We start from the raw sequence: 12,640 nt of genomic DNA, 5'->3' as shown, positions 1-12,640 counted from the left end.
GTACCCCTATTAACCGTCAGAAGCGGCAGAAGTAACATTGTTTGCATCTGATCCTTCAGAATCGTTTTTATATGTATTGAATTCCTGATCAATAAATGTTTCAAACCGCTTCCGCTGCTTGCGGTACTTGTCCATTTTTGCCTTACTTAAAGCTTCAAGCTGTTCGGTAGTTTGAATAATGCGCGCTGAGATAAAAACCATCAGAGTATTCTTTTTACCGCTGTCACTGGTGGTTTTAAAAAGCCAACCCAATAAAGGCAAATCAGAAAGATATGGGACTCCCGACTCAGATCGGGTCTGTTCTGAGCGGATCAAACCGCCAATGACCATAGTAGAACCATCAGCAAGAAGGACGGTCGTATCGGTTGTACGATCATTAGTAATTGGCAATTCGTTTGTGCTTGCCTCGGAAACAGTATTGTATGTCTGATAAACCTTGAGCTTGACCAATCCGTCTTCGCGATTGATTCTAGGAGTAATTTTGAGTTTGATCCCGACATCCTTATAAGAATAAGTCGAAACAAGAGCATCTCCGCTGGTTGAACTTTCACCAGATTTATAAGGCCGATTCTGTCCAACAAAAATTTCTGCTTCTGCATTATCCAGCGTCATGATCTGGGGAGCAGAAATAAGGTTAAAGTCAGTAGCTCCTTTTGTAAAATTGACCAAAGCCCCTATAGTGGGGAAACTCTTTCCTGCATAGGAGATCGTATCCCCCAGGACCCCCATGGAATAACCGCCCGGCACACTGGAAGGATTAGATGCATATGTAGATAACTTACTATTTGAAGTTTTGGTGTACCCCAAAGTCGCTACACTTCCTCCCATGTCAATACCACCCTGCCATTCAACTCCGAATTCCTTTGAATTGTCCAGTGAGGTTTCGAGGACAAGTGCTTCAATATAAACCTGATCCTGTGCCTGATCCAACTGGTCTACCAACTTATCAATCTGAGGCAATTGATCAGTTGGAGCCATAACAATCAGAGTATTAGTTGTCTGATCGGCAGAAACCTGCACATCGCCAGTGTCTCCGGAGCCCAATTTAGATTGTGATGCAGTACCCTTACCTGAACTTGACTTTGTTCCTGTCTCTGCTCCTTTGGACGCTCCAGTGGAAGAGATGCCTCCCCCGGACACAAGGCTCTGTAGCACATCACCGGCAACAATAGCTTCAATGTTGTGCAACCGGTAAATTTTCATTTTAGAATATGAATCATTAGAGCGGTCAAGATTAGAAACGAGGTTACTGATCGTTTCAATCTGATCCCTTGATCCTGAAACAAGCATACTGTTGGCCCATTCCAGGGCCTCAATTATTGGAGGCGTTCCGGTTTTTCCGGAAGAGGATAATTTTTTATAAAAAGAAGACAACTTGGCAGCAACGGTTTTAGCACTGGTCTTTTCCAGCTCAATCAACTTAGTTTCCTGCTTGGCACCGGCTTTTCCCAGAATTGCCAGCAACTTTTTCATCTTATTCACATTGCCCTGTAAGTCACGAACCAAAACCGCATCAGCCATAGGCACCGAAGTAACCTTACCTATCTGTGATGCCACTTGCGCTAGGACAGTCTGTACTTTTGCAGGATCCATTTTACCATCAAGCTGAAACACAGAAGTAATAATTTCTTCCTGATCACCATTCGAAGGAGTAGATTTTATATCTGGGGAAATTAATTTGGCATCGCGCAACGGCAAAACATAAGTAACATTATCTCTTGTTACGGCGTGAAATCCAGCTCCGGTCAAAACCTGCTGAAACACAGCCATAAGTTCAGGTTCGGTAAGTGATTGTCCAGCGTAAATACTGACATGAGAGCTCGGCAACGCTCCTTTTTGAAACACGATATTTCTACCGGTATAGCGCCCGACGAATTTGATAAATTCTACAAGAGAAATGCTCTCCAAATTAGCATGAACACCTTCGCCGCCTTCGGGCTGGGCCATAGCCACAGGGGCCGTGAGAACCAGCACCAAAACCACAACCGCAACAAATTTACAAAAATTCTTCAGCATATTCAGCGCCATAAGCTCCGCCGGAGTTCCCGGTAAGAATCATTTTATCTACGAAAGAACCGTCAACAACCCAGTTGACGATTTGAATTATATGATCAAAAGGATGCCTTTAAACATCCTACACTTGTTAAAGCCCGTCAAGCTTTCCTCTATGCAGGACTACATGAACTGATAAAACAAAAACGCGTTGTAGGCAAAGTGGAGAATTGTAACCGAAACGAGGCTACGATATCTTTGCCATATATATCCGAAAGCAAGCGAGGGGAAAAAAGTGAGCAAAGCCCAGTTAACAGGCTGATGGATCAAGTGTATACATGAAAAAGCCAAAGATGCTAAGAAGTTGGCCAGACTGAGAGGTCCAAGTTTCCACCTGTACTTTAGAAGCCGGTCTAGCCCCTCCTGCAGCAAAAACCTGAAAAAGAACTCTTCAAACAGAGCTTTTAAAAAAAGGATCCCCAGTGAAAGCTCAATATCCGGTTCCGGGACATAAAGGCCGAAGAAGCCCAAAGAAAGGAACAAATAAAAAATGGGGTCAGTAAGACTTATAGCCCCCCATTTGAACTGATACCAAATCCCTTTCAAGATTCGGTTTACGATAAAATCATAAACCATAAATTCTATTCTACCTGCTGTATTTTTCCGACTACTTGAAAATGTCTCCAACAAAGAGACAACCTCTTGTAGCAGCTTTACACTCTGTCTAAAACCCTTAAAAGCACATCTTCCGGCATAACCTTGGTCAAACAGGCAAGATCACTGCGGGCACAGACCTCTTTACCGCAAGGTTCGCACTCAAGCCCGGCGACCACTTCCTCATGCTCGGGAGAAGGAAAAACCCAGCTTCCGGAAGAACCGGGCATAACGATACTCTGCGTACCCACTGCAACAGCAAAATGCCTCGGCGCGGAACAATTGCCGATATGAAGAACCGCCCTTTCAATCAAGGCAGCCATCAGTCGTAATGAGCCTGGTTTCTCCAGTATCACGCACTTATCGGCAACACCGGATTCATTCATTACATTTAATGCGACGTCTTTTTCACCGGGACCGTAAAGCAGAAAAAATTTGAACTGCGGTCGTTGCTCCGAAATTAAACGGATCAATTTTCCGTAATGCTCCTCCGGCCATTTGCGGGTATGCCTTCTGTGGGAGGCATCAATGGTGATCAAAGGCTCGTCCTCTGTTACTCCCAGCGATCCAAGGCAGGCTTTTGCTTCATTACGCTCTTCATCCGAAATGAAAATGATAGGACGTTCGTGATTCCATTCAATTCCCAACGGTTTGAGAACGCCAGCTTTGTACATGGCGGCATAACCTCCGGGAATGTACTCAGGCCAGTTGGTATACAACCAGCGGTTATACCACGGTGGCATTTCGGCAAGTTTGACAGGCGCGTCACTGAACAGCACAACCCAGCGGCAGCGTGGCAGTTGCTGAAAATCGACAATAAGATCATACCCGGAGCGCCCGACTTTCCAATAAAATTTTAAGGCCTTAATTGGGTTACGCAATTCTTTTTTCTTGATGGCCCAGACACGGCTTACAGCAGGATTATTATCAAAAACCTGTGTGCATTTATCTTCTGTAAGGATATGGATCTCAGCATTAGGGAATCTACGATGGAGCAGAGAAACAGAAGGCGTAGCTAGCACAACATCCCCAATCTGACGCAGCTGGCATACAAGAATTTTTTTGGGATTAATGGACGAAATATCTTTCACTATAAAGACGCTCACAGTTTCGTTTTAAACAAAAATGATATTAGAAAAGCCGGAATTAAGCACAACCGTCCGGCAAAGTCCAGAGGAAGTAAACAAGGAATAACGTCCGGCATAAACCAACGCCCAGCATGGGGTTAAACCAGAAACCACCCCCGGTCAAATCTCTGCAAACCCTTTTTCCAAAATCAACTTTGACAAAAAGAACACAGATCAATTAGATTAATGCTAAGTGTATTTTGACAACCACTTTACAAACCATGATGGGAGAAAACATGCAAAAAATCACATTACTCTTCATTGCCCTGCTTTTTATAACTTCAGTATATCCGAACTCAGGGTTTTCCGCAGATAAAATGAAAGAGACTACCCTAAAATTGGAATATTCTCCGATTGACATAGACCTCCCACCGTGTACGTCAAAAATCGCGGTAGTCAAATTTACCGAGAGCCAACCAATTAAGAAAATCGGTCAGGGCAAGCTTTTTAACTATTATCCTTCAGTGGAAATCGGAACATGGATGGGCAGGGCTGTCTACGAACAGTTGAAAGCAGAGGGTCTGGATGTTGAATATTTTGAATCCATGGATGAGGCCGGCGATATGTTTATCATCACCGGAATAGCAAATAAAGTTTTCATTGATCGTCCCGGCCAATTGGAAATGCAATATAAAGTACGTCTTGATGGCATGGTCACCCGAAACAACAAACTCCTTTTCGCTAAAAACTACATCTCGAAGCAAAAAAAAGACATGCTCAATACCGGAAGCAATGCCGGCAAACTCATGGCCGGTCTGCACGATATTTTCAGTCTATTTCTACCACAAGCCATAAAAACCATCAATGAAACCAATTAACCTGGCTAGGTAGGCAAAGTGAAACATAAGACCCGGTATACACTAAGTATACCGGGTGTTTTATATACACCAAAGAAGGTATATTATTTTAGCATCATGTGCTTGCATAGCGCGTAAATAACCGCTATTAAGTCCCACCCCGGCATACGTCTTATCAATACTGCATCATGCTAAACATCCTTCTCCAGAAGGCAAAGACTGCAACACCGTTGCAAAGACAATGAACAACTTTATTAACAATATAGAATACCATCTCCCAGAGCACATTATAGACTGTCATGAACTGGATAAGTCCAAACCGCACTGGCATGTACGTAACTCTCTACCCAAAACGGGAGTGCGTTACCTGCACCATTCCGCGCCGGACGAAACCACATTACAGCTCGCCCAAAAAGCAGCCTCCGGAGTATTGAAAGATTTATCAGAGCAGGAACTCCCCGACACACTGATCGTCTGTACCCAGACTCCTGACAATCTGCTTCCACATGTCTCTGCCTGCCTGCAACACGAACTGGGACTTCCAACATCCACTAAATGCTTTGATATCAGTCTGGGATGTAGCGGATACTGTTACGGCCTTTCCATTGCTTACGGTTATATGGCTGCCGGAATTTCAAATCGGGTACTGCTTGTAACCGTGGACAATTACTCTAAGGCAATTGACCCTGAAAACAAGACATCATTCCTTATTTTTTCTGACGGATCAGCTGCGACAATTATCGATAAACCGACAGTTCCCCCCACATTTCTTTTCGGAACTGATGGCAGCCGCAGCGATTCTATACGCTGCCTGAATTCAGGAATCGGTGTTGTTACCGGGCAACAGGCGAACTCTCCCATAGCAAAACCGGACCTGCAAATGGACGGTTTCAAGGTGTTCCAATTTACTGTCAAAACAATTCCCAGTGAAATACGAAAGCTGGCTGAGCAGGCAGGAACCGGAATGGACGGGATTGACCTTTTTGTCTTCCATCAAGCCAGCAACAAGGTTCTTGAATCCCTTGCTTCCAAACTGAATATTCCTGAGGAAAAAATGCTTATCGATCTTTATGAGGTGGGGAACACTACTTCTTCCACCATCCCCATCGCACTTAAGCGGGCTGAAAATAGCGGAAGAATACATCGTGGTGACAAAATAATGCTTTTCGGATTCGGAATCGGACTTAGTTGGTCCGGAGCTATTTTTGACTATTAAATAAAAGAGCTCTGCGAATTCAATATCCGCAGAGCTCTTTTATTTTGCTGCCTCTGAAATGGTATTTAAATTTCCACTTTTTCCAAAATAAATTTCTTTACCTTCTCCACAGATTCTTCCAGTGATTCCCGGTCCGTTTCGACAATTAGGTCTGGCTTTTCAGGAGTTTCATACGGTGCTGAAATTCCTGTATAATTCTTAATTTTACCTTCACGGGCCATTTTATAATATCCCTTAACATCACGTTCCTCGCAGACCTCAAGAGGGCAAGTAATATAAATCTCATAAAAATCAGCATCCCCAACAATATCACGAGCCCCCTGACGGTCACTTCGCAGGGGGGAAATGAAAGCACACATACAAATAGTGCTGTTCTCAACAAAAAGTTTCGCAACCTCTGAAATACGGCGGATATTCTCAGTTCGGGCTGTTGGAGCGAAACTTAAATCCGCACACAACCCGTGACGCACATTATCACCGTCAAAAACATACACCCGCATCAGATTATCAAAAAGTTCCTTTTCCACGGCATGAGCAATTGTAGATTTGCCGGAACCGGAAAGTCCGGTAAACCAAAATACCGCCGCTTTGTGTCCATTGCGCTGCTCTCTCTCTGAACGGGAGACCAGCCCCTTGAACTTTTTGATATTCTTCTTTTCATTATCCATATATTGTTTCACCTTTATTATGATGTATAATTAAAAATAACCTTCAGTACTGACAACCTTAAAAATCATGATCACTCTTCCGCTTTATGCAGATGTACATCCCGTTGCGGAAAAGGTATTTCAATACCTTCGTCATTGAACCGCTTATAAATATCACGGCAGAGCGTATGTATCAGCCGTCCCCTATCATGCGGGCGGGCAGCCCAACAAAGCAGTTCGAAATCAAGTGCGGAATCACCGAATGAGCGAAACCTTACCCTTGGTTCCGGATTAGAAATGACGAGTTTGTTTTGTATAGCCAACTCCATCAGAATTTCCTCCACCCGGTCAACATCCGATCCATAAGCCACACCGATCTTTACACGCACCCGAAAAGAAGGATGCGGGCTGCTCTGGTTCACGACTTTACCGTTGGTGATAACCGAGTTGGGTATGGTGATCATAACATCATCACGAGTTTGAATCTTTGTGCTACGCATACCAACGGACTTTACTTCTCCACGGTCACCGTTATCCAGCACAATATAGTCGCCTGCCCGGAACGGACGGTCAAGAAAGATGGAAATACCACCGAAAAAGTTGGCCAGTGTTTCACGGGCGGCCAAAGCTATCGCCATACCTGCAATACCTGCGGAAGCGAAAATAGCCGTAACAGGAACCCCGAATGCACTGCCGACATTATAAAAAAGCACAAACACAAGAGTAAAGGATACGATTCTGCAACCAAGCTTAATCACATCAGCGTCGAGAGCTTCTTCCTTAATTTTCGAAGCTTGCAGAATTCCGCGCATAAGCACGTCTCCGCCGATAAGAATAGCGACACATGCGAACAACGCAAAAATCAACTCCAGCATCATGGTCACATAGGAAAGCACTTCCCCGGTAATATTAATCTGATCAGAAGAAATATATTCTGCTAAAACACAGACCAGCATACCACATACAGGGAAAATCAACCTCTCCAGCCTCCAACTCCACTTACTGGATTTACCCTTTAATGTTCTGTGCCAGAGCCAGATTAACCATAGGCCAAAACCACAAAGAACTATTAATAACGCCAGCATCACCCATTGCCAGACAGCCTGCCCCAAGTACCCTTCCCTCATCCAGTCGGGAAGTTTTTGCAAAAAGCCATCCGGGATCATCCAGCCGGAAGAATAAATATACTGCTCATAAAATCCGGTATAATTCTCTCCCTTATCAGCGCGATAAGGTAAATGGGCCACCTCACCGTAATACTCTGCCAGCCTGCGCACAGTTTCCGGCGTAATAAGATAAGATCCCATACGCGGCCCATCCGGACATCTACCGATAGTTATCTCAGTATGTGGAATCCTCCAGAGCAGAATTTTATGTTTTTTTGCCTCAAGTTTATCAGGCACATCGGCAATATCAGGAAGTACAATCCGGTCCAGAATTTCGCGGAGCCGCAACACGGACTCAATGCTGACATCCTTGAGCAGAGTCGGCGGTACCTTGCTGAAATCAAAACATCGCTCCGCCCGCTGAAGGTACTCCCGCTGAAGGAAAAGATCACCTTCAGCCGAAACAGCGGCATCGTAGAGCTTGTCAGTATAATCGATAAAACTGGACAGTGTTGCCTGCGGGCTGGAAGTATCCGGCGGTTCAAGCGGGAAAATATTTGAGGCAGCAGCAGACTGGGACAACAGTATGAAACATATCAGAACAAAAAAATAACCACTAAATTTTGAATACATAGATATCCCCTCATTCAATATATATCACATGTTAACATTATTTTAGATATGACTTCCATTGTTTGAGACAAGAAAACCCGTCCCAAAAATGGATACGGGTTTAATCAAGACATTTCTCCAACAGACACTAATCGAGAAAATCCAGCAGGACTTTCCAGATACGTTCCGAGGCATGACCGTCCCAGCCGTCAATCTGCGGTGCAGGTCTGCCGGTCTTTTCAAGGGCCTTTCCGGCTTCACGCAAAATATTATCACCGGAAATTCCGGCCAGAACATTGGTACCTTTCTCAATAGTAACCGGCCGTTCTGTGTTTTTCCTCACGGTCACGCAGGGCACACCCAGCGCTGTCGTTTCTTCCTGCAGACCGCCGCTATCTGTAATAACTACTTGCGCGTCTTTCCATAAATATAAAGATTCACGAAATGAAAGAGGCGGGAATGTATGTACATTTTCAGAAAAAGAAATCCCGAACTGCTTCATCATTTTCTCTGTCCGCGGATGGATGGGGAACAGCAAAGGTAAATCCTCGGCAATCTTATTCAAAGCCCCAACAATCTCTTCCAGAACTTCACGCTTATCAACGTTGGAAGGGCGATGCATGGTCATGAACCCATAACGTCCGACTTTTTCCTTCAACTCCCGGCTCTGGTAATTTGCGGTCACTTCGGGCCCGAGACGCTGAACATTATGAAAAAGGTTATCGATCATCACGTTGCCCACATGAAAAATATCGGTGGCGTTCTTCCCCTCACGGAGCAGATTTTCACGACCATGGTCCTCGGTGGTGAAGAACAGATTGCTGATGGAATCGGTAACCATGCGGTTGATTTCTTCAGGCATATCCATATCACCGCTGCGCAGTCCGGCTTCAACATGAGCAACCGGAATGTGCAATTTCCTTGCGGTCACCGAGCAGGCCAACGTGGAATTAACATCACCGACCACCACAACCAGATCAGGCTTCTCATCCATGCACATTTTCTCGAAAGCGATCATTATCGCTCCGGTCTGCTCCGCATGAGTTCCGGTGGATTTGCCCATATTGAACCTGGGCTTGGGAATATCCAGATCTTCAAAGAAAACCTGTGACATCTGGCGGTCATAATGCTGTCCGGTATAAACCATCTGGCATTCAACCCCCTCAAGCTCACGGGATGCGCGAAAAATCGGCGCGACTTTCATCAGATTGGGCCGTGCCCCAGCAACTAGAAATACTTTTTTCATTATGAATGCCTCATTTTTAATTACGCACAGACCTCCAAGCTATCCCAAATAAAAAACACTGAAATTTTTGGGATTCTTAGACCCTTTTGCAAAAGGGTTTAAGCCAATGGAGACTGAAATCTATTCAGGCCCAAAAAGCTTAGCCTGCAATTCATCCAAAGTGCGACAGCTCTCGGACTGGTAAATAGGCCCGTAGCCAAGCCGCTGCGCCTGCTTGAGCCTTGTTTCCCCGCCTGATGCAGGTCGGATGCGTCCGTTCAGATCCACCTCTCCCCAGAAGACGGCTCCCGGTTGAAGAGGCCGGTCATAAAACGAAGACAGCACTGATGCCACCACGCCCAGATCAAGTCCGGGATCACGCATGGCCAGGCCGCCGCCGATCTTGGCATAAATATCAAGTTGACCCAAGTTTAAATTTAACCGTTTTTCCAGCACAGCCAGAATAAGATTCAGCCTGTTGGTATCAAAGCCAAGGGCAGTACGGCGCGGAATGGATAAAACAGTACGGCTAGCCAAGGCCTGCACTTCAACGGCAAAGGGTTTATGCCCGTCCATAGCCATGACTACAGCCGCACCGGAACAGGAATCATCCCTGTCGCCCAGAAACAGCGTGGACGGATCTTCGACAATCTCCATACCGGCTTCCCGCATGGAAAAGACCACAAGTTCATCACTGGGACCAAATCTGTTCTTAAGGACCCGCATTATACGCATCATGTGCTTACGGTCTCCCTCTAGATAAAGGACCGTGTCCACCATGTGTTCCAGTAATTTGGGACCTGCAATCTGGCCGTCCTTGGTTACGTGGCCCACAATAACCAGTGTGGTATTTGTTTTTTTGGCCGCTTCCACCAATTCAGAAGAAACAGCCCGCACCTGACTAACACTGCCCGGTATTCCGTCCGCGCGGGGGGAAGTCAAAGTCTGCACGGAATCAACAATCAGGAGATCAGGCTTTTCAGGAGCTTCAAGAATGGAAAGAACCTCTTCGGCATTGGTGGAGGCTACAGCCAGCAGCCCGGATTGCAGCACGCCTAGACGGTCCGCGCGGCCCCGGATCTGAGCCAGAGATTCCTCGCCGGAAAAATAAACCGCCTTATTCCCCATACGGCATTGCTCCGCCGCCAGTTGCAGCAGCAAAGTGGATTTACCTATACCCGGCTCACCGCCTACGAGCACAGCTCCCCCCGGCACAAAACCTTTACCCAGCACGGTATCCAGCGGTTTGAAACCGGTAGAACGCGCCTCGGTATGTTCCACGGGGATATCCGCGAGAGAAACTGCCAGTGTATTGGCGGGAGCGTGGCTGACCCCGCCCTTGCGCCGCACCACAACCTTCTCCTGCAGAGTATTCCACTCGCCGCAGCGGGGACACTGTCCCTGCCACTTCAAAGCCTGCGCACCGCAATTAGTACAAACAAAAACGTCTTTAGTTTTCACTTTGCCTCCGGCAGCCAGAGGGGCAAACTTACTAAAGTTTGCCCCTCTGGACTCCCCCTTCAAAACTTTTTATCGGGCTTTGCTATGGCTTCCGGAAAAACACACGTCGTCAAACAAAGTGTTATCAGGCAAACCGCCCTAAATTAAATTTGCATAAAAAAGGCGGGAGATTCAGCTTTGAAAAGCCATATCTCCCGCCATCATGTACTTTAAACTACGCATACTCTCACGCGCTCTTCCCAAATAAAACCTACTAAAAGGTTTCGGGATTCTTAAACCCTTTTGCAAAAGGGTTTAACCCGCCAGGGGCATGCCTTTCTATTTCTTAGGCGGATTCTTGGCGTCTACAACGTTGATGACATACTCTTTAACTGCGGGTGAAGGCTTGAAGAATACGACCATGAAAGGTGTATCCATGCCCGGCTTAAGCAGTGTGTTGTTGGAGAGTATGCCAACCTTGGAGCCAAGTCCGGCCTCGATTTCTTCTTTGGACTGCACTTCCAGCTGGAACAGGGAAAGTGTGTTTCCACAGAGCAGACGTTTGGAATCCAGAACCTGTCCTTTGTCATCGAAGAGCTGTGCTTCGACTTCAATGAGTTCCTTGGGTTTGTTGAAGTTGTTGACAACCTTACCTTCGATAATGAAAAGCTGTCCCGCCTTATCATTATTTACATAGAACTGGCGCAGATCCTTGAATGAAAACTTGCTGAACCTTTTGGACGGCGGCTCGTTTTGATCGGTAATTCCTGCATCATCGGAAGAAACGAAGGGAATACTGAACGGCAGATTTTCCCAAAGCTTGAAATACCATGCCGCTCCGGCACCGCCTGCGAAAAGGATCAGGAGAATCAAAGTGATGATTAATCCTTTTTTTCCTTTCTTCTTGCCCTTTTTGGAGGGAAGAGCGTCCAGATCATCATCGAGGTCAAATCCGGCTATTTCCCCGTCATCAAGGGCAAGACCGTCATCGTCAAAATCTTCTTCCGAAAAATCATCGTCTTCTTCGAGATTTTCTTCCTCGAAATCTTCCTGCTCAAAAGTTCCGTCGTCTTCCTCGATCTCTTCATCATCGTCAAAAAGATTATCGTCATCAAGATCAGCACCGTCATCGTCATCGCTGAACAGATCGTCATCATCAAAGAGATCATCACTGTCCGCTGAATCTTCTTCCGGTGCTGCGGCTTCTTCAGAAGCGGGCTCATCGTCGCCGAAGAGCTCATCATCGATATCAAAATCATCTTCTTCAGCAGGAGGTTCATCCGCAGGGGATTCAGCTGCGGCAGGCTCTGAAAAAAGATCCTCGTCATCATCAAAAAGGTCGGCACCTATCTCAGCGTCAGAGGAATTGTCATCAGAACCGAAAAGATCATCTTCAAGGTCATCAGAGTCCTCTACAACTTCCTGAGCAGGCGCATCTGCAGCGACATCACCGGCCAGATCCTCACTGAGTTCGTTAGCGGCCTCGTCAAAGAGGTCGTCATCAAGATCAGGTTCGGGTTCTGGCTCTGGTTCAGGCTCCGGCTCCGGCTCGGGTTCAGGCTTAGGCTCGGGTTCAGGCTTAGGCGCAGGCTTGGGTTCCGGAGCAGACTTAGGCTGTTCCTCATCAAGCATGGACTCAACTTCATCCTCAGGCTCCGTAGCGGGAGGAGTTACCTTAAAAATATTCCCGCATTTGGAGCATTTGACCTTAGCTCCGCCAGCCGGAATCTTACTTTCCGGTAAATTGAATTTGGTTCCGCAGTTTGAACACGTAATTATCATGGACCGTTCCACCTGCCATTAAATGTAGTTTAACAGACTTAT

The 12,640-nt window shown here is 46.2% G+C and carries 10 protein-coding genes; 2 read left to right on the top strand and 8 right to left on the bottom strand.

Annotation, left to right across the window (positions count from 1 at the left end):
• Positions 1-9: 9 nt before the first annotated feature.
• The 3 genes from gspD to ACKU35_RS04515 all read right to left on the bottom strand — a co-directional run bounded on the left by gspD (position 10) and on the right by ACKU35_RS04515 (position 3,737).
• Positions 10-2,028 carry a type II secretion system secretin GspD gene (gene gspD / locus ACKU35_RS04525; protein WP_319763566.1) on the bottom strand — a complete coding sequence of 673 codons (2,019 nt, stop codon included), beginning with the start codon at positions 2,026-2,028 and terminating at the stop codon, positions 10-12.
• A gap of 147 nt (positions 2,029-2,175) precedes the next feature.
• Positions 2,176-2,628 carry a JDVT-CTERM system glutamic-type intramembrane protease MrtJ gene (gene mrtJ, locus ACKU35_RS04520; RefSeq protein ID WP_319765347.1) on the bottom strand — a complete coding sequence of 151 codons (453 nt, stop codon included), beginning with the start codon at positions 2,626-2,628 and terminating at the stop codon, positions 2,176-2,178.
• A gap of 77 nt (positions 2,629-2,705) precedes the next feature.
• Positions 2,706-3,737, bottom strand: coding sequence for a glycosyltransferase family 9 protein (locus tag ACKU35_RS04515; RefSeq protein ID WP_319763564.1), 1,032 nt, complete (start codon positions 3,735-3,737; stop codon positions 2,706-2,708).
• Between the two features lie 353 nt (positions 3,738-4,090).
• Between ACKU35_RS04515 and ACKU35_RS04510 the strand changes: the two genes are divergently transcribed.
• Together ACKU35_RS04510 and ACKU35_RS04505 are read left to right on the top strand one after the other, a co-directional pair.
• Positions 4,091-4,591: a hypothetical protein gene (locus ACKU35_RS04510; RefSeq protein WP_319763562.1), complete on the top strand. Its 501-nt coding sequence runs from the start codon at positions 4,091-4,093 to the stop codon at positions 4,589-4,591.
• 220 nt (positions 4,592-4,811) lie between these two features.
• Entirely contained in the window at positions 4,812-5,786 is a 975-nt protein-coding gene (locus tag ACKU35_RS04505; protein ID WP_319763560.1) for a ketoacyl-ACP synthase III, read from the top strand.
• Positions 5,787-5,851: 65 nt separating this feature from the next.
• Here ACKU35_RS04505 and cysC read toward each other — a convergent pair whose 3' ends face one another.
• The 5 genes from cysC to ACKU35_RS04480 form a co-directional block, all read right to left on the bottom strand.
• Positions 5,852-6,454 (bottom strand): adenylyl-sulfate kinase, encoded by a 603-nt coding sequence (gene cysC, locus ACKU35_RS04500; RefSeq protein ID WP_319763558.1) that lies wholly within the window; start codon positions 6,452-6,454, stop codon positions 5,852-5,854.
• A 71-nt stretch (positions 6,455-6,525) separates the two neighbouring features.
• Entirely contained in the window at positions 6,526-8,172 is a 1,647-nt protein-coding gene (locus ACKU35_RS04495; RefSeq protein ID WP_319763556.1) for a mechanosensitive ion channel domain-containing protein, read from the bottom strand.
• Positions 8,173-8,299: 127 nt separating this feature from the next.
• Complete coding sequence (gene wecB, locus ACKU35_RS04490; protein ID WP_319763554.1) at positions 8,300-9,397, bottom strand: non-hydrolyzing UDP-N-acetylglucosamine 2-epimerase; 1,098 nt, start codon at positions 9,395-9,397, stop codon at positions 8,300-8,302.
• A 120-nt stretch (positions 9,398-9,517) separates the two neighbouring features.
• On the bottom strand, positions 9,518-10,837 hold the full coding sequence (gene radA / locus ACKU35_RS04485; RefSeq protein WP_319763552.1) for a DNA repair protein RadA: 1,320 nt from the start codon (positions 10,835-10,837) through the stop codon (positions 9,518-9,520).
• A gap of 318 nt (positions 10,838-11,155) precedes the next feature.
• Positions 11,156-12,598, bottom strand: a complete 1,443-nt coding sequence (locus ACKU35_RS04480; RefSeq protein ID WP_319763550.1) for a DUF3426 domain-containing protein — start codon at positions 12,596-12,598, stop codon at positions 11,156-11,158.
• Positions 12,599-12,640: the final 42 nt, after the last annotated feature.

The organism is Maridesulfovibrio sp. (genome assembly GCF_963676065.1).
Classification (GTDB): Bacteria; Desulfobacterota; Desulfovibrionia; order Desulfovibrionales; family Desulfovibrionaceae; genus Maridesulfovibrio.
This window is presented reverse-complemented; position numbering and strand designations above follow the sequence as displayed.

Bases quoted from the DNA above. Each gene is read 5' to 3' on its own strand.
- mrtJ (WP_319765347.1), bottom strand. From the start codon at position 2,628: ATGGTTTATGATTTTATCGTAAACCGAATCTTGAAAGGGATTTGGTAT.
- ACKU35_RS04505 (WP_319763560.1), top strand. From the start codon at position 4,812: ATGAACAACTTTATTAACAATATAGAATACCATCTCCCAGAGCACATT.
- gspD (WP_319763566.1), bottom strand. From the start codon at position 2,028: ATGGCGCTGAATATGCTGAAGAATTTTTGTAAATTTGTTGCGGTTGTG.
- ACKU35_RS04480 (WP_319763550.1), bottom strand. From the start codon at position 12,598: ATGATAATTACGTGTTCAAACTGCGGAACCAAATTCAATTTACCGGAA.
- ACKU35_RS04510 (WP_319763562.1), top strand. From the start codon at position 4,091: ATGAAAGAGACTACCCTAAAATTGGAATATTCTCCGATTGACATAGAC.
- cysC (WP_319763558.1), bottom strand. From the start codon at position 6,454: ATGGATAATGAAAAGAAGAATATCAAAAAGTTCAAGGGGCTGGTCTCC.
- ACKU35_RS04495 (WP_319763556.1), bottom strand. From the start codon at position 8,172: ATGTATTCAAAATTTAGTGGTTATTTTTTTGTTCTGATATGTTTCATA.
- wecB (WP_319763554.1), bottom strand. From the start codon at position 9,397: ATGAAAAAAGTATTTCTAGTTGCTGGGGCACGGCCCAATCTGATGAAA.